At 63.1% G+C, this 22,345-nt stretch carries 9 protein-coding genes; all 9 read right to left on the minus strand.

Features of this window, described 5'->3' with window-relative positions; all coding sequences use genetic code 11:
• Positions 1–27 precede the first annotated feature (27 nt).
• The 9 genes from M2375_RS02540 to M2375_RS02580 all read right to left on the minus strand — a co-directional run bounded on the left by M2375_RS02540 (position 28) and on the right by M2375_RS02580 (position 22,268).
• On the minus strand, positions 28–15,330 hold the full coding sequence (locus M2375_RS02540) for a hypothetical protein (protein WP_259163722.1): 15,303 nt from the start codon (positions 15,328–15,330) through the stop codon (positions 28–30).
• A gap of 721 nt (positions 15,331–16,051) precedes the next feature.
• The gene (hisF, locus tag M2375_RS02545) at positions 16,052–16,831 is read right to left on the minus strand and encodes an imidazole glycerol phosphate synthase subunit HisF (RefSeq protein WP_259163723.1); all 780 of its coding nucleotides are present in this window, start codon (positions 16,829–16,831) and stop codon (positions 16,052–16,054) included.
• A gap of 135 nt (positions 16,832–16,966) precedes the next feature.
• Positions 16,967–17,977: a UDP-glucose 4-epimerase GalE gene (gene galE, locus M2375_RS02550; RefSeq protein WP_259163724.1), complete on the minus strand. Its 1,011-nt coding sequence runs from the start codon at positions 17,975–17,977 to the stop codon at positions 16,967–16,969.
• A 326-nt stretch (positions 17,978–18,303) separates the two neighbouring features.
• Positions 18,304–19,050, minus strand: coding sequence for a 1-(5-phosphoribosyl)-5-[(5-phosphoribosylamino)methylideneamino]imidazole-4-carboxamide isomerase (gene hisA, locus M2375_RS02555; protein ID WP_259163725.1), 747 nt, complete (start codon positions 19,048–19,050; stop codon positions 18,304–18,306).
• Between the two features lie 32 nt (positions 19,051–19,082).
• Positions 19,083–19,751, minus strand: coding sequence for an imidazole glycerol phosphate synthase subunit HisH (gene hisH, locus M2375_RS02560; protein ID WP_259163726.1), 669 nt, complete (start codon positions 19,749–19,751; stop codon positions 19,083–19,085).
• Between the two features lie 38 nt (positions 19,752–19,789).
• Positions 19,790–20,419 (minus strand): imidazoleglycerol-phosphate dehydratase HisB, encoded by a 630-nt coding sequence (gene hisB, locus M2375_RS02565; protein ID WP_259163728.1) that lies wholly within the window; start codon positions 20,417–20,419, stop codon positions 19,790–19,792.
• On the minus strand, positions 20,416–21,534 hold the full coding sequence (gene hisC / locus M2375_RS02570) for a histidinol-phosphate transaminase (protein WP_259163729.1): 1,119 nt from the start codon (positions 21,532–21,534) through the stop codon (positions 20,416–20,418). The genes hisB and hisC overlap by 4 nt, the downstream gene beginning before the upstream one ends.
• 27 nt (positions 21,535–21,561) lie before the next feature.
• Positions 21,562–22,002, minus strand: coding sequence for a PIN domain-containing protein (locus M2375_RS02575; protein ID WP_259163730.1), 441 nt, complete (start codon positions 22,000–22,002; stop codon positions 21,562–21,564).
• Positions 21,999–22,268 carry a DUF6364 family protein gene (locus tag M2375_RS02580; RefSeq protein WP_259163731.1) on the minus strand — a complete coding sequence of 90 codons (270 nt, stop codon included), beginning with the start codon at positions 22,266–22,268 and terminating at the stop codon, positions 21,999–22,001. Before M2375_RS02580 ends, M2375_RS02575 begins: the two co-directional genes overlap by 4 nt.
• Between the last annotated feature and the right edge of the window lie 77 nt (positions 22,269–22,345).

The raw sequence follows: 22,345 nt of genomic DNA on the forward strand, positions 1-22,345 counted from the left end.
CTACCAGGCCTCACCCAGGCCTTCAGTTCAGTCCTGCGGACGGCGCCCCTGGCGCTGCGGCAAGGCCTTGGCGGCCAGCAGCAGCATCAGCAGTGCCATCAAGCCCATGGCCCATGCGGCATTCACAGGCACCGACTTCACAGCGGTTGGCGGCGTATTGATAAAGGTGGCCGACGCGGAGGCCTCGTTATTGGCCGTCACCGGGTCGTAGACATCGCTGCTGGTACGGGTAGTGATGGTGACGGCGGCAGACGCGGTCGGCGTGAACTTGGTAGTGCACGAAATCGAAGCACCCGCAGCCAGCGCATCCACCGACTGAGCAGGGGTGCATACCGTAACGGCATCCGCTGGGGCGCCACTGACTTCGCAGCGCGCCCGGGTCGCTGTCGCGGGGCCCGCGTTGCGGCAGATCGACGTCACCACGGTCTCCACACCCACCTTCAGATCGATGGTCGCAGGCATGCTCACTTGCATATCTGCCGCTTGCGTTGGCGTGCTTACCGAGCAGGCTGCACTGCAGCTGCCTGGTGCACTGCTGCCCACGGTGTTGACCACATTGGGATTGGCCACCGTCTCGTCCACGCGCACCGTGTACTCAAAGCTCACCGTGCCCGGCGCCTGTGGGCTGCCGCCCGGCACCGTCGCTGGTCGGCTGCAGCTGCTGCCTGCTGCTACGCAGCCCGCAGTCCAGCCTTCATCCGTGCCGACATAGCGGGTCCCCACAGGCACCGTCTCCGTCAGCACCGTCGAGCCGGGTGTACCACCCGTGTTGCTGACTTGCACCTGGTAGGTCAGCTTGTCCCCGGGCTTGATCACATAACCAGCCGGCACGGGCGCGTCATTGACCTTGACCAGCACATTCGTCACCGTCACTGCCGAAGGCGTATTGCCGTTGACTGCCTTGCTGTCACTGTTGTTGGCAGTATTGCTGTCGTAGCTTTGCGTTGCTGCGCTCAGGCTTGCACTGATCGTGCCCTCGGCAGCGGTGAAGCTGGCCGTGCAGCTCAGGCTCTCGCCCACGGCCAAAGTCCTGGCAGCATCGCAGGTCGCAGTGACGGTGGATGCACCGTTGTTCACGGTCATCTCGCAGCTGGCATTGACCGCATCGACTGGTCCATTGTTGGTACACGCACCGCTGATGGTCACGCTTTGCCCCACCACCACGGCGCCTGCCGGGATGGTCGTGATCTGCGCTTGCATATCCGCCACTGCGTTGGCCGTCTCTACCGAGCAAGCACCTGCCGCGCAAGCGGCTGGCACATCGCTGCTAACGGTGTTGCTGATCTTGCCATCCGTCGTAGCTGGGGCAATCACTTCCACGCTGAACTGCACGGTCTGCTCGCCGGCCACACCTTCAGCGCTTTGCGCTGGCACCACCACGCTTTGCGTGCAGGTGCTCGCTGCCGCATCGCAAGCCTGCGGCGCTGCGCTCCAGCCTTGGCTAGGGTCGGCTGCACTGCCCACAAAGCGGGTGCCTTCTGGCACCGTCTCGGTAAGCACCATGGTGCTGGCCGTACCGCCTGCGTTGCTAACCACCAGGTTGTAGGTCAAGGTGTCGCCAATCTTGGCGGCATAGTTCGCAGGCACCGCTGCGCCGTTGACTTGCGCCAGGCTCTTCACAATGCGCAGGTCCGCAGGCGTGTTGACCTTGACGGTCATCGTTGCACTGTTGTTGCCTGCTGCGGCGTCGTACAAGGTGTTGCTGGTAGCCACGCTCACCGCGTAGTCACCGGCTGCACTTGGTGTGAGCTTGGTGGTACAGGTGATGCTGTCGCCCGATGCCAAGGTGGCTGCAGGTGTCGTTGGCGTGCAGGTCGTCACTGCGCCGACAGGAGCCGTTACCACGCACGATGCATTGATCGCGCTTTGCGGGCCATTGTTCTTGCAGACGCTGGTGTAGATGAGTTCCACACCCGTGGTGCTGCTCGTGCCTGGCGTTACCGCCACGGTCGCTTGCATGTCTGCGCGCTGCGTATTGGTGCTCACCACACAAGTCGTGCAAGTACCCACCGAGCTGGTAACCGTGTCCACGATAGTCGGTGTGCTGCCTGGGCTGGCAACGGTGACGGTGTAGGTCACCGTGCTGGTCAGGCCGGCACCCACTGCTACCGGTTGCGTGCACTGCGTGCCCGCTGCCGTACAGCCACTCCAGCCTTCACCGGTGCCCGTGTAGCTCGTACCTGCTGGCACCGTCTGGCCCACATCGGTGCTGCCAACCGTGCCGCCGTTATTCACGACCGTCACGCTGTAGGTCAGCACATCACCCGGTTTAGCCAGGTAATCGGCTGGCACTGCGGCGCCATTCACTGCAGTCAGCACATTGGTGGTCACCAAGCTTGCAGCGGTGTTACCCACTGTGGACTTGCTGTCGGTGTTATTGGCAGTGTCGCTCTCGTAGCTTTGCGTGGCTGCGTTGATGCTTGCGCTGATCGCGCCCTCAGCAGCTGTGAAGGTTGCCGTGCAGCTCAGGCTCTCACCCACTGCCAAGGTGGCGTTGGCGCTGCAGATTCCTGCAATGCTGGTGCCGCCGTTGTCCACGGTCATCGTGCAGCTCGCGTATACAGCGTCCACTGGGCCATTGTTGGTGCACAGGCCGGTGATGGTTACGCTTTGACCCACCACCACGGCGCCTGCCGGGATGGTCGTGATCTGCGCTTGCATGTCAGCTACTGCATTAGCAGTTTCTACCGAGCAAGTACCTGCCGCACAAGCAGCTGGCACGTCGCTGGTAACAGTATTCGCAATCTTGCCGCTGGCCGTAGCTGGTGCCATGACCTCTACGCTGAACTGCACCGTTTTCTCACCAGCCACACCTTCAGCGCTTTGCGCTGGAACGGTCACGCTTTGCGTGCAGGTGCTCGCTGCTGCTTCGCAAGCCTGTGGTGCCGGGCTCCAGCCTTGGGTCACGTCAGGGGCGATACCGCCCACAAACTTGGTGCCCTCTGGCACGGTCTCGGTCAGGACGGTGGTGCCTGCGGTGCCACCTGCATTGGTGACCACCAGGTTGTAGGTCAGGGTGTCGCCAATCTTGGCGGCGTAGTTGGCTGGCACAGCTGCGCCATTGACTTGCGCCAAGCTCTTGACAATGCGCAGGTCAGCAGGCGTGTTGACCTTGACACTGGTGTTTGCCGTGTTGTTGCCAGCTGCGGCGTCGTACAAGGTATTGCTGGTAGCCACGCTCACCGCGTAGTCACCAGCTGCACTTGGTGTGAGCTTGGTGGTACAGGTGATGCTGTCGCCCGATGCCAGGGTTGCCGCTGGCGTCGTTGGCGTGCAGGTCGTCACAGCGCCTGCCGGCGCAGTCACCGCGCAGGATGCGTTGATCGCGCTTTGCGGGCCATTGTTCTTGCAGATGCTCGTGTAGGTCAGTTCCACGCCCGTGGTGCTGGTGTTGCCGGGCGCCACAGTCACGGTTGCTTGCATGTCCGCGCGTTGTGTATCGGTGCTCACCACACAAGTCGTACAAGTGCCCACCGTGCTGGTTACCGTGTCCACGATAGTCGGTGTGCTGCCTGGGCTGGCAACGGTGACGGTGTAGGTCACCGTGCTCGTCTGGCCTGCGCCGACGGTGACTGGCTGCGCGCACTGCGTGCCCGCTGCTGCACAGCCTGCGCCCCAGCCTTGGCCAGTGCCCGTATAAGTGGTTCCTGCTGGCACGGTCTGGCCCACGTCAGTGCTACCGGTGGTACCGCCGTTGTTGGTGACGCTGACGGCGTAGGTGAGCACGTCACCTGGCTTGGCCAGGTAACCAGCTGGCACGGGGCCACCGTTCACTGCGGTCAAGACATTGGTGGTAGCCAGACTTGCTGGGGTGTTACCGACCGTGGACTTGCTGTCACTGTTGTTGGCAGTGTTGGACTCGTAGCTTTGCGTTGCTGCAGTAATGCTTGCGCTGATCGAACCTTCAGCTGCGGCAAAGGTCGCCGAGCAGCTCAGGCTCTCGTTTGCCGCCAGGGTGGCGTTGGCGCTGCAGGTTCCTGCAATGCTGGTTCCGCCATTGTTCACGGTCATCACACAGCTGGCATTAACAGCATTGGCTGGGCCATTGTTGGTGCACAGACCGGTGATGGTCACGCTTTGGCCCACCACTACAGCCGAGGCTGGAATGTCGGTGATCAGCGCTTGCATGTCCGCCACGGCGTTGGCCGTCTCGACGGAGCAAGTACCAGCGGTGCAAGCTGCGGGTACGTCGCTGCTAACGGTGTTGCTGATCTTGCCATCCGTCGTAGCTGGTGCAATCACTTCCACACTGAACTGCACGGTTTGCTCACCAGCCACACCTTCGGCGCTTTGCGCTGGCACGGACACACTTTGCGTGCAGGTGCTGGCTGCTGCTTCGCAAGCCTGTGGTGCTTGGCTCCAGCCTTGGGTCACGTCAGGGGCGCTGCCGCCTACAAACTTGGTGCCCTCTGGCACGGTCTCGGTCAGAACCGTCGTGCCTGCGGTGCCACCTGCATTGGTGACCACCAGGTTGTAGGTCAGGGTGTCGCCAATCTTGGCGGCGTAGTTGGCTGGCACAGCTGCGCCGTTGACTTGCGCCAAGCTCTTCACAATGCGCAGGTCCGCAGGCGTGTTGACCTTGACGGTCGTCGTTGCGCTATTGTTGCCTGCTGCTGCGTCGTACAGCGTATTGCTGGTCGCCACGCTCACCGCGTAGTCACCAGCTGCACTTGGTGTGAGCTTGGTGGTACAGGTGATGCTGTCGCCCGATGCCAAGGTGGCTGCAGGTGTCGTTGGCGTGCAGGTCGTCACTGCGCCTGCAGGAGCCGTCACCGCGCACAATGCATTCAGTGCCGTTTGCGGGCCATTGTTCTTACACACGCTGGTGTAGATCAGTTCAATGCCGGTCGTGCTGGTGTTGCCAGGGGTCACAGTCACGGTTGCTTGCATGTCTGCATGCTGCGTGCCAGTGGTCACCACACAAGTCGTACACGTGCCCACCGAACTGGTTACGGTGTCCACAATGCTTGGCGTGCTGCCTGGGCTTGCCACCATGACGGTGTATTGCACCGTGCTGGTCTGGCCTGCACCAACGGTGACTGGCTGCGCGCACTGCGTGCCCGCTGCTGCGCAGCCGCTCCAGCCTTCACCCGTACCCGTGTAGCTCGTTCCTGCTGGCACGGTCTGGCCCACGTCGGTAGAACCGGCAGTGCCGCCGTTGTTGGTGACACTGACGGTGTAGGTCAGCACATCACCTGGCTTGGCCAGATAGCCTGCTGGCACAGGGCCACCGTTCACCGCAGTCAGCACATTAGTGGTCGCCAGGTTCGCTGGGGTGTTGCCCACGGTGGACTGGCTGTCCGTGTTGTTGGCGGTGTTGCTCTCGTAGCTTTGGGTCGCTGCGGTAATGCTTGCGCTGATGGCGCCTTCAGCAGCTGTGAAGCTAACCGAGCAGGTAAGGCTCTCGTTTACTGCCAAGGTAGCGTTCGCAGCGCAGACTCCTGCGATGCTGGTGCCTCCGTTGTTCACCGTCATTGCGCAGCTGGCGTTTACCGCGTCCACCGGGCCGTTGTTGGTGCACAGGCCGGTGATGGTCACGCTTTGGCCCACCACTACAGCCGAGGCTGGAATGTCGGTAATCAGCGCTTGCATGTCCGCCACGGCATTGGTCGTCTCTACCGAGCAAGTACCTGCCGCACAAGCTGCTGGCACGTCGCTGGTAACAGTATTAGCAATCTTGCCGTTGGCCGTAGCTGGGGCAATCACTTCCACACTGAACTGCACGGTTTGCTCACCGGCCACGCCTTCAGCGCTTTGCGCTGGCACGGTCACGCTTTGCGTGCAGGTGCTCGCTGCGGCATCACAGACTTGCGGTGCCTGGCTCCAGCCTTGGGTCACGTCAGGGGCGATACCGCCCACAAACTTGGCGCCCTCTGGCACGGTCTCGGTCAGAACCGTCGTGCCTGCGGTGCCACCTGCATTGGTGACCACCAGGTTGTAGGTCAGGGTGTCGCCAATCTTGGCGGCGTAGTTGGCTGTCACAGCTGCGCCGTTGACTTGCGCCAAGCTCTTCACAATGCGCAGGTCCGCTGGCGTGTTGACCTTCACGGTAGTTGTTGCCGCGTTGTTGCCTGCTGCGGCGTCGTACAGAGTATTGCTGGTAGCCACGCTCACCGCGTAGTCACCGGCTGTACTTGGCGTGAGCTTGGTGGTGCAGGTGATGCTTGATCCCGAAGCGAGCGTTGCTGCAGGCGTCGTCGGCGTGCAGGTGGTCACTGCGCCGGCAGGAGCCGTCACCACGCACGATGCGTTGATCGCACTTTGTGGGCCATTGTTCTTGCAGATGCTTGTGTAAGTCAGTTCCACGCCCGTGGTGCTGATGTTGCCAGGGCTGACGGTGACGCTGGCCTGCATATCCGCGCGTTGCGTATCGGTGCTCACCACACAAGTCGTGCACGTACCCACCGAACTGGTAACGGTGTCCACAATGCTTGGCGTGCTGCCTGGGCTGGCAACGGTGACGGTGTAGGTCACCGTGCTCGTCTGGCCTGCACCAACGGTGACTGGCTGCGCGCACTGCGTGCCCGCTGCTGCGCAGCCTGCGCCCCAGCCTTGGCCAGAGCCAGTGTAGGTGGTACCTGCTGGCACGGTCTGGCCCACGTCGGTAGAACCGGCAGTGCCGCCGTTGTTGGTGACGCTGACGGTGTAGGTCAACACGTCACCTGGCTTAGCCAGGTAGCCAGCTGGCACGGGGTTGCCATTGACCAAGGTCAGCACGTTGGTGGTGACCAGGCTCGCTGGCGTATTGCCAACAGTGGACTTAGTGTCCGTGTTGTTGGCGGTGTTGCTCTCGTAGCTTTGCGTGGCTGCGTTAATGCTTGCGCTGATCGCGCCCTCAGCAGCTGTGAAGCTAACCGAGCAACTCAGGCTCTCGTTTACCGCCAGGGTCTTGGCAGCGTCGCAAGTAGCGGCGATGGATGCGCCACCGTTGTTCACCGTCATTGCGCAGCTGGCGTTTACCGCGTCCACCGGGCCGTTGTTGGTGCACAGGCCGGTGATGGTCACGCTTTGGCCCACCACTACAGCCGAGGCTGGAATGTCGATGATTTGCGCTTGCATGTCCGCCACTGCATTGGTCGTCTCTACTGAGCAAGTACCTGCCGCACAAGCTGCTGGCACGTCGCTGGTAACAGTATTAGCAATCTTGCCGCTGGCCGTAGCTGGGGCAATCACTTCCACACTGAACTGCACGGTTTGCTCACCGGCCACGCCTTCAGCGCTTTGCGCTGGAACGGTCACGCTTTGCGTGCAGGTGCTCGCTGCTGCTTCGCAAGCCTGTGGTGCCGGGCTCCAGCCTTGGGTCACGTCAGGGGCGCTGCCGCCTACAAACTTGGTGCCCTCTGGCACGGTCTCGGTCAGAACCGTCGTGCCGGAGGTGCCACCTGCGTTGGTGACCACCAGGTTGTAGGTCAGGGTGTCGCCAATCTTGGCGGCGTAGTTTGCTGGCACGGCCGCACCGTTGACTTGCGCCAAGCTCTTCACAATGCGCAGGTCCGCTGGCGTGTTGACCTTGACGGTCGTCGTTGCGCTGTTGTTGCCTGCTGCTGCGTCGTACAGCGTATTGCTGGTAGCCACGCTCACCGCATAGTCACCGGCTGCACTTGGCGTGAGCTTGGTGGTGCAGGTGATGCTTGATCCCGAAGCGAGCGTTGCTGCAGGCGTCGTTGGCGTGCAGACCGTCACTGCGCCGACCGGCGCGGTAACCGTGCAAGCGGCGTTCAGGGCCGTTTGCGGGCCATTGTTCTTGCAGATGCTGGTGTACGTCAGTTCAATGCCGGTCGTGCTGGTGTTGCCTGGGCTGACGGTGACGCTTGCCTGCATATCCGCGCGTTGCGTATCGGTACTCACCACACAGGTCGTACACGTACCCACCGAACTGGTTACGGTGTCCACAATGCTTGGCGTGCTGCCTGGGCTGGCCACCGTCACGCTGTACTGCACCGTGCTGGTCTGGCCGGCACCCACTGCTACGGGCTGCGCGCACTGCGTGCCCGCTGCTGCACAGCCTGCGCCCCAGCCTTGGCCGGTGCCCGTGTAGGTGGTACCTGCTGGCACGGTCTGGCCCACGTCGGTAGAACCGGCAGTGCCGCCGTTGTTGGTGACGCTGACGGTGTAGGTCAGCACGTCACCTGGCTTGGCGAGGTAACCCGCTGGAACGGGGCTGCCGTTCACGGCAGTCAACACGTTCGTCGTTGCCAGGCTAGCTGGCGTGTTGCCAACAGTGGACTTGGTATCCGTGTTGTTGGCGGTGTTGCTCTCGTAGCTTTGCGTTGCTGCGTTGATGCTTGCGCTGATGGCGCCTTCAGCTGCCGTAAAGGTCGCCGAGCAGCTCAGGCTCTCGTTTGCTGCCAGGGTCTTGGCAGCATCGCAGGTTGCGGTAATGGACGAGCCACCGTTGCTGATCACCATGGCACAGCTTGCGTTTACCGCATCGACCGGGCCATTGTTGGTGCACCGACCGGTGATGGTTACGCTTTGACCCACCACCACGGCGCCTGCCGGGATGGTCGTGATCTGCGCTTGCATGTCAGCGACGGCATTGGTCGTCTCGACGGAGCAAGTACCTGCGGCGCAAGCTGCGGGTACATCACTGGCGACGGTATTGGTGATCTTGCCGTTGCTGGTGGCTGGTGCAATGACCTCTACGCTGAACTGCACAGTTTGCTCACCAGCCACGCCTTCAGCGCTTTGCGCTGGCACGGTCACGCTTTGCGTGCAGGTGCTCGCTGCTGCTTCGCAGGCTTGCGGTGCCGGGCTCCAGCCTTGGCTTGAATTGCTGCTACCGCCGCCCACAAACTTGCTGCCTTCTGGCACGGTCTCAGTCAGGACGGTGGTGCCTGCGGTGCCGCCAGTGTTGGTCACCAACATCGCATACGTGAGGGTGTCGCCGATCTTGGCGGCGTAGTTGGCTGGCACAGCTGCGCCATTGACTTGTGCCAAGGTCTTGGCAATGCGCAGCGCCGCAGGCGTGTTGACCTTGACGTTCGTCGTTGCGCTGTTGTTGCCTGCTGCGGCGTCGTACAAGGTGTTGCTGGTGGCGACGCTGACGGCATAGTCACCCGTTGCACCAGGCGTGAGCTTGGTGGTACAGGTGATGCTGTCGCCCGATGCCAGGGTGGCCGCAGGCGTCGTTGGCGTGCAGGTCGTCACAGCGCCTGCCGGAGCGGTCACCACGCAGGATGCGTTGATCGCACTTTGTGGGCCATTGTTCTTGCAGATGCTTGTGTAAGTCAGTTCCACGCCCGTGGTGCTGGTGTTGCCTGGGCTGACGGTGACGCTGGCCTGCATATCCGCGCGTTGCGTATCGGTGCTCACCACACAAGTCGTGCAAGTACCCACCGAACTGGTAACGGTGTCCACAATGCTTGGCGTGCTGCCTGGGCTGGCAACGGTGACGGTGTATTGCAGCGTGCTGGTCTGGCCTGCGCCAACGGTGACTGGCTGCACGCACTGCGTGCCCGCTGCCGTGCAGCCTGCGCCCCAGCCTTGGCCGGTACCCGTGTAGGTGGTACCTGCTGGCACGGTCTGGCCCACGTCGGTAGAACCGGCAGTGCCGCCGTTGTTGGTGACGCTGACGGTGTAGGTCAGCACGTCACCTGGCTTGGCGAGGTAACCGGCTGGCACAGGGCTGCCATTCACGACAGTCAACACGTTGGTGGTTGCCAGGCTGGCGGGGGTGTTGACCGACAGGCTATGGCTGGCGCAATAAGCAGTGGCGCTGTTGACGCAGGCGGCACTGGGGTCCACGCTAGGGGCGCCGGAGCCGCTGGGGTTCGTGGCCGCATAGTTGACCAAGGCGCCGCCAGTACTTGGCAAAGTGACAGTCAGCTGGATGCTGGCCGAGGCACCCGCTGCCAGTGGGCTGGCAACGGTACAGGTCAGCAATGCTGCGGCACTGCTAGGCAGCGGGCCACAGGTCGCACCGCTCACGGCGGTGGCAACCACGCCAGCAGGCAGCTGGTCCTTGATGATCAGGTTGCTGCCGGTAGCCAGCTCGCCGCTGTTGCTCAGGCTCAGGGTGTAGACATAGCTGGAGCCGGTCAGCGCGGTGGCGGCGCCGGTCTTGCTCAGGCTGACATTGGCAGGGGTGCTGACCGCTGCGGTCGAGCTGGCACAGACGACGTTGGCGGCATTGGTACAAGCAGGGCCGGGATTGACACCGGGATTGCCGCTGCCAGACGGATGGGTGGCCGCGTAGTTGCTGACATTGCCGCCGCCCGTGGGCATGGTGACGGTCAGCTGGATGCTGGCAGTGCCGCCATCGGCTGCGACCGGGTCAGCCACGGTACAGGTTAGCAAGGCAGCAGCTGCGCTGGGCAAGCTGCCACAGTCGGCGCCGGTGACGGCGGTGGCCACCATGCCAGAGGCCAGTTGGTCCCGGACGACCAGGTTGGCAGCGGTCGCTGTTTGGCCGCTGTTGCTCAAGTTCAGGGTGTAGACATAGCTGTTACCAGCGACGGCCGTGGCAGCGCCGGTTTTGCTCAGGCTGACATTGGCCGCCGTTTTGACGACCACGGCACCGGTAGAGGGATCGCAGCTCTCGTTGGTGGCGGCTGCCGTACAGCTCGGGTCACCCCCACCGCCCAGATTGGCGGTGTTGGCAGCGCCTGCCGTGGTGGCAGATGCCGCCACCGACACGGGAATGCTCAGCACATAGCTGCCATCGGCCAGGCCGCTGGCCAATTGGCAGGCGCCAATGCTGCTGCCGCTGCTGCTGCAGCCGCTCAGGGTGGCAGCACCACTGACGGTGGGCGCGCCAGACAAGGTCACGCCTGCAGGCAGGCTGTCGGCAATGCTGATGGGCGCGGTGGTGGGGCCATTGGCCACCGCGATGGTGATGCGGTAGCTCTGGCCGCTGGCTCCCACGACCAAGCTGGTCGGCGATGCCGCCTTGCTGACGCTGAGCTTGGGGTAAATCGGCGTGTTGGTGAACGTACAGCTGATGTCGTCACCGGCTTGCGGCACAACGCTGATGGAGGTACCCGTGCCCGCAGGCACCGTAGTGCCACCAGCGGTGGCATTGCTACAGCTGTAGCTGGTGGTGTAGCGCGCCAAATTGGTGGCCGGCGTGCCTGCAGCGCTTTCGGTCAGCAGGTAGCTGGTGCCGGCCGTTGCCGTGACCGGGCCTGCCGAGGCGGTGGTTTGCGTACCGCTGGTGCTAGCGCTGGGGCCGCCATTGTTGATAGCGATGCTGAACTGGTCTGTGCTCAGGATACGGCCCGCGACCACGGTATTGACCGTCAACCTGGGCGCAATGGCCGTGTTGCTGAAGCTGCAACTGATGTTGTCGCCCGCTTGGGGGGCCAGGCTGAAGCTGGTACCTGTGCCAGAAGGCATCACCGTGCCGGCAACGCCCGCGTTGGTACAGCTGTAGCTGCTGGTGTAGCGCGCCAGGTTGGCGCCGGCGGCTGCCGCTTCACTCAGCGTGTAGCTGGTGCCGGCGGTGGCCGTATAGGTCGCCGTGGTCGCCGTGGCTGCCGTGCCGGTGGTGAATGCACTGGGGCCGCCATTGTTGATGGCGATCGTGAACTGGTCGGAGGCCAAGGCACGCGAGACGATGGTTTTGGCCAGTGTCAGGCGCGGCGCAATCGGGGTGTTGCTGAACGTGCAGGTGATGGCATCGCCGGCCTTCGGGGTCACACTCACGCTGGTGCCGGTGCCCGGCGCCACTGAGGTACCGCCTGCCGTGGCATTGGTACAGGCGTAGGTGGTGGTGTAGCGCGCCAAATTGGTGGTGCCGGCCGCCACCTCGCTCAGGGTGTAGCTGGTGCCGGTCGTGGCAGCAAAGGCGGCAGTGCTTGCGCTGCTAGCGGTGCCCGCAGTCGTTGCGCTAGGGCCGCCATTGCTGATGGCGACAGTGAACTGGTCGGTGCTGGCCGCGCGGGCCGTGACGCTGGAGACCACCGTCAACGTGGCCGAGGGCACTACGGGAATCGAGTCGGTCGCGCAACCCGCCGTCGGTGCATTGACAGCGGTACAGGCCGCCGCTGTGGTGCTGGTGGGGTAGCTGCTGGCGGTGGGATCGGTGTTGTCCGTGCCCACTTGCGCCTTGTTGACCAAGGTGGTGCTGGTTGTCGCCGAGACGGTGGCGCCCACCGTGATAGTGGCCGTGCCTGCTGCAGCCAGTGCGCCGCCGCTGTTATTGCAGGTGAGCACATTGCTGTCCGCACCCGAGCCCATGGCGCAGGCAAAAATGCCCTGCGTTGCAGTGACCGTGAAATTGCTCAACCCAGAGGGGAACACATCCACCACACGCACGGTATTGGCCAAGGCCTCAGCGCTGCCGGAATTGGTCACCGTCAGCGTGAAGGCCACCGTGTCACCAGGCGCCTTGGATTGGGGGTTGGCATGGACCTTGGTCAGCCGCAGGGTGGGCGGCGTCTGCGCGGTATTCAAATCAACAGCGCACCCGGCTGGAATGCTGTTGTTGGTACAGGCATTGACTTGTGCCGTGGTGGGTGACGTGGTCGCCAGGGTGGCGTCTCCACCGCCGCCCACGCGTGCCCTGTTCATGTATTGTTCGCCGTTGTTCATCGCGCCGGCATTGGCCAGCAGACTGAACTGGCTCACCCCCCCAGCTGCAATCGGCGTGGCTGAGGTACAGGTGACTTCGGTGGTGCTGAGACGCGTGCAGGTCCAATCCGCCGCATTCGCGCCAGTCTTGGTCAGCGCGGCCGGCCAGTTCATCGGGCCGGGCAACACATCGCGGAAATTGATGCTGCCCACCGTGGCGGCATCACCGGTATTGCTGACCCGGAAGGCATAGGTCGTAGTACCGCCGATATAGATACCAAAACGGCCGTCATCCTTCGTCAGCGACAACTGCACGCGCTTGACCGCATCGGTATCAGCGGCGCAGCCTGTGGCGATCTCCGAAGCGATGGCCGGCGAGCAGCTCTGCGTGGTGGCAACCGTGGGGGCGCTGGACTTGCTGGAGTCACTGCCACCGCCTACCCGGGCGAGGTTGACCAAGGCGCTGGGCGCATTGCTGGCAATCGAGACCGGCAACGAGATCGGCGCAGCGCCGCCGGCGGGGATGGCCGTACTGCTGGTGCAGCTGACGCTGTTGCTGGACGCGGTGTAGGTGCAGCTGAAATTGCCACTGCTAAAGGTCGTCGCACCCGTGTAGGACATGCCGGTAGGCAGCACATCCACCACCGTGATCGTGCCCGCAGTAGGCGCATTGCCGACGTTGTTCACCGTCAGCACGTAGGTGGTCGTGCCGCCTGCCAGAACCACATCGGTGTTGTCGCTATTGGTTAGGCTCAGCAAAGGCGAGTTCACTGCATCCACGTCAAGGGCACAGCCGGCCGGGGACTGGTTGCCGGTACAGGCCTGCACGCTCGCCTCGGTGGGGGCGCTGCTGTTGAGCGGATCACCGCCACCACCGATTTTGGCGCGGTTGGTGGCTATGGTGCTCGTCGCCGACTGCAGACCAATATTGACCGTCACACCAAATACACTGCTGCCGCCTGCCGCAATGGCGGTGGAGCTGGTACAGGTGATCAACCCGCCTCCTGCCACGCCAGAGCAGCTCCAATTGGCGGCATTGGCACCCGTCAAGGGCAGACTACCCGCAGGAATCGTCACGCCCTGAGGCAGCTTGTCCACCACCGTGATCACCCCGCTGGAGGGGGAAGCGCCGACATTGCTGGCGGTGAAGGTATAGGTGGTGCTGCCACCCGCATTGACGATATTGGCGCCATTGCTCTTGGTCAGACGCAGGTCGACCGCGCAGGCAGCGCCCGGCAAGGTGCCTGGGGTACTGGGTGACTGGAACGAGGCAATGCCACCCTGGTTGCCAAAGGCGCCGTAGTTGTCGGTGGTGCCGTTGGTGGTGTAACCCGGCGTGCCGCCATTGATGGTGGTAGTCACCACCATGCTGGACGGAGAAAAGGCGATAAAGCCGCCGCCGCCGCCGCCGCCAGGGCCATGGCGGTCGCCCGCATTGGTCTGGTTGCCGGCCCAGGCATTGCCACCGTCACCACCGCTGGCGTCGATCACCGCAGAGCCGCCGTCGACGGTGTGGATGACCACCGAGCCGCCCGCGCCACCGCCGCCTGCTGCATCGTTTTGCACGTTGTAGCCATTGGCGCCGCGCACATCGATCACGCCATTGCCGGCCACATTCTGCGCACGCAAAATGACGATGCCGCCGCCCGAGGCGCCGGACGAGCAGCGCCCGTTCGTGTCCGAACAGGCGATGCCGTTGTTGCCATAGGCGTTGTTATCGGAAGTGCCATCATTGGTGCCACCCGCCCCACCGCCACCGCCCAGGAAGATGCGGTTGAACGCGGTGGTGCCCACATAGCCACCACCGCCTCGTCCACCACTGTCGACCAGCGGGTAGTTCCAGGGCCGGCCGCCCACGCCGCCAGCGGCGTAGTTGCCGCCGCCGCCACCGCCCGAGTTGTACTGGTTGTTGTTGGTGCCCGCTGGCGCACCATCGGCACCACCACCACCGGCATTGCCTGGCGCGCCACGTGCGCGCGATCCGCCCGGGTAGCCTTCAACACTGTTATCCACCGGCGTAATGCCACCCGACGCCACCGAATTGGTCGTCTTGGCACCATAGTTCCCGCTCTTGTTGGCCATATACCGAGGGGTACCCGCAATGCCCTCGCCCTTGCCCCCGCCGCCACCGGCAGTGCTGTAGTCGCCCATCCAGTCCTCGCGCGAACCCCGGTTGGAGCCGTTGCTGCCTACTGCGCCACGAAAGCCTTTGCCCGCCAGGAAGATGGCCCGGTTGGCCTGGTTTTCCACGGTGGTGCCATTCAGGGTCAAGGTATCGCGGGCATCTATGGCCACCACGCCACCGGTGGAGCCATTCCAAGGCGGGGCTGTGACGCCGCTTACCGATGCGCTCGTGTACTGCGGAACGCGTACGACCTGGTAGGTTTTCTGGCCCGAAATGCCAGCCACAGCGGCGGCATTGCGGTAGGTATTGGTCAGCGCGGGGGAGAACGTCACGGTCGAACCCGAGATCGCTGTCACCTTCACAAATTCATAAAGGCCGGTACTGCCAACGCTGGTGGAGCCCTGACCACCGCTGCCGCCATTGCCGTAGGCGCTGGTGTTGACGGCATTGATGCTGGCATCCTGCATCTGGATGACCAGCAGGAGGTCATTCAGGACCAAGGTTTTATTGGCGGCACCGGTTCTTTGTGTTCCCAGCGTCAGGCTGGTGCTGCCTGCCGCCAGTGTCGATGCGCTTGCGCCCGGGAAGTAATCATTCACAACCCCGCTAGCGGTACCCAAGCCATCATTACCAGGCGCCGCGCAGACCTGGGCCCAGACGCTGGCGGGCAACAGCAGTAACGCCACCAGCATGCTGATGTGTGTGCAAAGGCTACGGAAAACAGACAGGCAGGACGACACCCGCTTAGCACAAATCCCAAACACCAACATAACCGACAGCTCCCAGCCTCTGTGCAGCGTCGCCAAGCTTTAACGACACTTTTTCATAGTTTTCATGCGATTGCTGGAAGTTTTTACACCTCTTCCTTACATACAACCGAAACAAACTGTGACTAAAAATAGATAGATCGGGTTTATAGCACCTTGCATTTGCACAGTGTGTTTCAACTTTAGAAACATTGTTAATCATTGCAAATTTTGATTTGTAATCGATTAAATCGATCACATGCAGCGCAATGCAAATCAGTACTGAGCAGGGGTGTCAGATAGGCATTCTCTTGTGCAAGCCCAGCTCATACCGCATGGGGGGTGCGATCGGGCATTCCTACGAACGGCACCAACGCTGTGGACACACAATGGCGCGCAGCCTGTCGCCGCACGCAGGGCACAGGGAGCCGCGAGGTGGGTTGCCACAGGTGGCGGTGCTGGAATGCTGGAATGCTGGAATGCTGGGGTGCGCGGACGCGCGGGGCTGGCGGTCGCTGGACGGTCACTGGGCTGACGCAGCGCAGGGTGCTCTGCGCTGCGCGGCTGCCGGAGGCAGGTTGCCAGGCCAATGCGGGCAGGCAGCCCGACGTTCTCCGCTCAAGTCTGAACGGTGGCGGCGAAGCGCAAAGGGCTCGCCGAAGCGTCTTTACAAACGCACAGGGATACCGCGCTCACGCATGCGCTCTTTGGCCTGCTGCACGGTGAATTCGCCGTAATGGAAGATGCTGGCAGCCAGCACCGCATCGGCGCCGCCTTGCTGCACCCCATCGGCCAGATGGTCGAGGTTGCCCACGCCGCCCGAGGCAATGACGGGCACACCGACGGCGTCGGCCACGGCGCGGGTCAGGGCCAGGTCAAAACCGGATTTGGTGCCATCGCGGTCCATGCTGGTGAGCAGGATCTCGCCAGCACCCCGGGCAGCCATGTCGCTGGCCCAGCGGATGGCGTCCATGCCGGTGTTCTTGCGACCGCCATGGCTGTACACATCCCAGCCTTCACCGCGCTCGATGACGTCCTGGCCTTGGCGGCGCTTGGCATCGATGGCGACAACAATGCATTGCGAGCCGTATCGGTCGCTGGCGGCGTTGATGACGGCCGGGTCCGCAATGGCGGCCGAGTTGAAGCTGGTCTTGTCGGCACCGGCATTGAGCAGGCGCCGCACATCGGCCACCGTACGCACACCGCCGCCAACCGTCAGCGGGATGAACACCTGGCTGGCAACGGCTTCGATGATCGGCAGAATCAGGTCGCGGCCATCGCTGGTGGCGGTGATGTCCAGAAAGGTCAGCTCATCGGCGCCCTGGGCGTTGTAGCGCGCCGCAATCTCCACCGGATCGCCGGCATCGCGCAGCTCGACAAAATTGATACCTTTGACGACGCGGCCGCCGGTGACGTCCAGGCAGGGAATGATGCGTTTGGCAAGCATGGAGGATCTCGTTGCAGATAGGGGCTGAGGCGAACATCGCCAGACGGGCAAAACCATACCACGCCCAGCCCTGGCACGCTGCCTGCGGGGCAGAAAAAAGGCCTGGCAGCGCAAGGCTGACAGGCCGCTTGGCGGTCAATGCACGCTGCGGCCTACGCCAATCTGCCAGCGCCAGACATCCTCCATCATCCGGTCGAGCCCCAGCTGTGGCTGCCAGCCCAGCTGCGTGCGGGCTTGGGTGATATCCGCCCAGCAATGGGCGGCATCGCCCAGGCGGCGGGCACCGATGCGGAAAGGCACGGCGCGGCCATTGGCATGCTCGAAGGCGCGCACCAGGCCCAGCACCGAGGTGGGCTGCCCCGAGCCAATGTTGAAGCGCGACAGGCCGGCATGGCCACGCAGGTACTGCAAGGTGGCCACATAGGCGCGGGCCAGGTCCATCACATGCAAGTAATCGCGCACGGGGGTGCCGTCGGGCGTGGGGTAGTCGCCGCCATAGATGCGCAGCCCGTCGCGCTTGCCCGCAGCCACCTGGGCCAGGTAAGGCGCCACATGCGAGGACATGCGTGGCGGGTCTTCGGCGATCAGGCCACTGTCATGGCAGCCTACGGCGTTGAAGCCCCGCAGCAAGGCCATGCGCCAGCGCTTGGGCGAGGCTTCATCAAGGCTGCTCAGCACCTGCTCGACCATCAATGCGGTCTGGCCATAGGGCGTGCTGACCGACAGCGCTGCGTCTTCCCGCACCGGGGCGGGGGCGGGGTCGCCATAAACAATCGCTGACGAGGAAACCACCAAATTGCGCAAGCCCGCTGTCTGCATGGCACGCAGCAAGCCCACGGTGCCCGATACATTGTTGTCGTAGTAGCGCAGTGGCTCACGCGCCGCATCGGCCGAGGCGCTGAGAAAGGCGCTGTGGATGACGGCATCAAAATGCTGCTCGTCGAACAGCTGCTCAAGCACCGCCATGTCGCGCACGTCCGCATCAATGCACGGCGGCGTGAAGCCCAGGATTTTGGCCAGCCGTGTAATCACCGAACGCCTTGCATTGCTGAAGTTATCCAGAATCAGGAAAGGCATGCCGGCTTCGGCAAGGGCGATGCAGATATGAGAGCCAACATAGCCGGCTCCGCCAGTCACGAGTATCACGGGGTGCTTTCAAAGAGGTCTTGCAGAATGCGCTATCCAAGACTGCTATAGATTCTGTCATTCTGACCAAGCGTACATTGTCCAATAAGCCACAGTTCAGCGGAACCTTTGTCGCCTGTCATCCGCGCCAGCTGGTAACAACTAGCATTTGTTGACATTCATCAAATTCCCAGTCACCACATTGACTTAAAGAGCGTGGGCACCCGCTTGGATGGCAAACGGCGGGACGACGGCGACTGGCAACGAGAGACAATTTGTTTCAAATGACACGCACATAGAAAAAGGCCACCTGGTGGTGGCCTTGCGAAAAGCGGGCTATGCCAGGCTCAACGGCCATCCGTCAGCCGGTCTGCCTGTTCCTGCGCGGCCGCAAAATCCAGGTCGCCGCTGTAAATGGCGCGTCCGCAGATGACACCTTCCACGCCCTCGGATTCCACCTGGCAGAGTGCCTCGATATCAGCCATGCCCGACAGTCCGCCCGAGGCAATCACCGGGATCTTGATCGACTGCGCCAGCTTGACCGTGGCCTCGATGTTGATGCCCGTCAGCATGCCGTCTCGCCCAATATCGGTATAGATGATCGATTCCACACCCCAGTCTTCGAAGCGCTTGGCGGTATCGATCACCGAATGCTGGGTGATCTTGCTCCAGCCGTCGGTGGCCACCATGCCATCCTTGGCATCGAGGCCGACGATGATGTGGCCGGCAAAAGCGGTGCAGGCATTTTGCAAAAAGCCTGGGTCTTTGACCGCAGCGGTGCCGATGATCACGTACTGCATGCCGGCATCGATGTATTTCTCGATGGTGTCCAGGTCGCGGATGCCGCCGCCCAGTTGCACGGGCAGCTCGTCGCCAAACTCCTTGAGGATGGCCTTGATGACAGAGAGGTTCTTGGGCTGGCCGGCAAAGGCGCCGTTGAGGTCCACCAGGTGCAGGCGGCGTGCGCCCGCATCGAACCAGCGGCGCGCGACCGCAACCGGGTCCTCGCCAAAGGTGGTGGATTGGTCCATATCGCCTTGTTTGAGGCGCACGCAGTGACCGTCCTTGAGGTCAATCGCAGGAATGAGCAGCATGGTAGTGGGCTGGCTGGTTATCGGTAAAAGAATTAAGGGTTCCAGTGCAAGAAGTTGCGGTAGAGCGCCAAGCCCTGGTCCGCACTCTTTTCCGGATGAAACTGGGTCGCGAAGATATTGTCGCGGCCGATGGCGCAGGCAAAGCGTTCGCCATACTCGGCCCAGCCGTGGCACTGGGCATCACTGGCGGGCTCGGCATAAAAGCTGTGCACAAAGTAGAAATAGGACTGGTCGGGCACCCCTTGCCACACCGGGTGCGGCTGGCCGCCATGGGCCTGCTGCTGCACCTGGTTCCAGCCCATTTGCGGCACCTTGTAGCGGCTGCCATCGGCCTGGGTGCGGCCTGCCAGCTGGAACTTGCGCACCTGGCCGGCAATCAGGCCCAGGCCTGGGGTGTCGCCCTCTTCGCTGTGGTCCAGCAGCATCTGCATGCCCACGCACACGCCAAACATCGGCTTGTTGCGGGCGGCTTCCAGCACGCTGTCCTGCAGGCCTGAGGCCTTGAGCTCGGCCATGCAGTCGCGCATGGCGCCCTGGCCCGGCAGCACGATGCGGGTGGCCGCACGCACCACCTCGGGGTCGGCGGTGACCACCACGGTCACCGAGCTGCCCGCAGCGGCCGCCTGCACGGCCTGCGATACCGAGCGCAGATTGCCCATGCCGTAGTCGACCACGGCGACGGTATTGGATGAAGTTGTCATAGCAAGAAAGGAGTGTAGCGACTGCCGCCAACCAGAGCTTACAGCGAGCCCTTGGTCGACGGAATCACGCCGGCCATGCGGGGATCATGCTCCAGCGCAAAGCGCAGTGCACGCGCAAAGGCTTTGAAGATGGTCTCGCACTGGTGGTGGGCATTGAAGCCCTTGAGGTTGTCGATATGCAGGGTCACGCCCGCATGGTTCACAAAGCCCTGGAAGAACTCATACACCAGCTGCGTATCGAGCTGACCGATGCTGCCGGACGTGAACTTCACATCCATGTGCAGGCCGGGGCGGCCGGAGAAATCAATCACCACGCGGCTCAGCGCCTCATCGAGCGGCACATAGGCGTGGCCGTAGCGGCGGATGCCTTTTTTGTCGCCAATGGCGATCGCAAAAGCCTGGCCCAAGGTGATGCCGATGTCTTCGACGGTGTGGTGGCCGTCGATGTGCAGGTCGCCTGCGCATTCGATGTCCAGGTCAATCAGCCCGTGGCGCGCGATCTGGTCAAGCATGTGGTCCAGAAAGCCGATGCCGGAGTTGAGCCGGGCCTGGCCCGTGCCGTCCAGATCGATGCGCACCTGGATGCGGGTCTCGGCGGTGTTGCGGGCAACCTCGGCCGTGCGGTGCAGCGGCGAGGCGGTCGATGGGGTGGGGACCAAATTATTCATAGAGACTCCTTGAGCGCAGCCAGCATCTGGGCATTTTCTTCGCGGGTGCCCACGGTCAGCCGCAGGCATTGGGCCAGCAGCGGGTGCATGGCCGATACGTTCTTGACCAGCACGCCACGCGCCTTCATCGCCGCCTGCGTCTTGCCGGCATCGGCCACGCGCAGCAGCACCATATTGGCCTCAGAAGGCCAGACCTTGTGCACGCCGCCCAGCGCTTGCAGCGCATCGATCAGCGGCTGGCGCTCTGCCCGGATGGCGCGGGCCTGCTCGGCATACAGCGCCTCGTGCTCCAGCGCAAAAATGGCGGTTTCGCAGTTGAGCACGCTGATGTTGTAGGGCGGGCGCACCTTGTCGATCTCGTTGACGATGGCCGCTGGCCCCACCAGGTAGCCCAGCCGCACACCGGCTAGGCCGAACTTGGACAAGGTACGCATCAGCAGCACATGGGCATTGCGCGCAGGGTCGGCACGCATCGGGTCCATCCAGCTGCGGCTGGCAAAGGGCTGGTAGGCCTCGTCCATCACCACCAGGCCGCCGATCTGGGCCACGGCATCAATGACGGCCTGCACCTTGTCCTCGTCCCACAAGGTGGCCGTGGGGTTGTTGGGGTAGGCGATATAGGTGATGGCCGGCTTGTGCGCAGCAATCGCGGCCTGCATCGCCGGCACATCCAGGTCAAAATCCGCCGTCAGGTTGACGCCGACAAAGTCCAGGCCTTGCAGCTGGGCCGACATGGGATACATCACAAAGCCCGGCATGGGCGCCAGCATCTTGGCGCGGCCTTCGGCATGGGGCTGGGCCGTAGCCAGCGCCAGCAAGGTGATGATTTCGTCCGAGCCATTGCCCAGCAGCACGGCCGAGCCGGCGGGCGCAGCCACGTAGTCGGCCAGCATCTTCTTGAGCGCTTCCAGGCGCTCACCGGGGTAGCGATTGATCTCTAATGCGCCCAGCCGCTCGCCCAGCTTTTGCTGCAGCGCAGCGGGCAGGCGGTGGGGGTTCTCCATGGTGTCCATCTTGAGCAGACCCTTGGAATCCTGCACATGGTAGGCATGCATGGCGCGCACATCGGCGCGAATGCGTTGCAGCGCTTGCAGGGCGTTGTCTTGAGAGGTCATCACATCACTCTTTCACAGCTGGAATATTCAAGCCTTGGAGGGCGCGGCGGCGGCCTGTTGCAGCGGGTGCACGATGGTCACGCCGCCAAACTCAGCGCCATGGGGCAGGTAGAGGCTCAGCATCTGGTGGCAGCCACTGTGCTGGGCGCAGGCCACCGCCAGGCAGTCGCCAAAGTCCAGCGCATGGCGCGCCTGGATGGCCCAAGCGGTCTCCAAGGTGGCGGCATCGGTTTTCCAGGGGCTCCAGCTTTGGTAGCGGCGGATGGCGGCGCGCGCATCACCTTGAGGCATGGGGGTTGCCGCCGTGGTGACCTGGTCATAAAACTCGCTCAGCGCCTGGTTGCCAGTGCGGCCACTGCGGGTGCTCCACAGCACATCGAGCCAGCCCAAGGTGGCCTGGTACAGCGCGGCATCCGAGATGTTTTCTGCAGCTACCAGTACCGAGGTATCGACAAACACGGTGTTCATGCGCCCTCCTGGCCTGTTTTGCGTTGGCCGCCGATCTGGCGCTCCACACCACGGCCGCTCTGCGGCACCGGGGAGGCAGCGCCGCCTTGCCAGCTGCGCTCATCGGTGCGCCAGGCCAGGTAAGCCCTTTCGTAGGCATCCTCGCGCTGCTGGAGCTCGGCCATAAAATCCCCTACCATGCGCGAGACGCTGGTGCCGCGCCGTGCAGCCTCAACCCGTGCCCATTCCAGCACGCTGTCTTCCACGGTAATGGTGAGATTTTTCATGGAAGGCATATTACACAAAATTCGTGTTGCACGAATTTCGTGTCGTCAATCCAGACTGCAGCAGTGGGTTGCCGCTG

It is taken from the genome of Comamonas sp. BIGb0152, from assembly GCF_024809975.1.
GTDB lineage: Bacteria > Pseudomonadota > Gammaproteobacteria > Burkholderiales > Burkholderiaceae_C > Comamonas.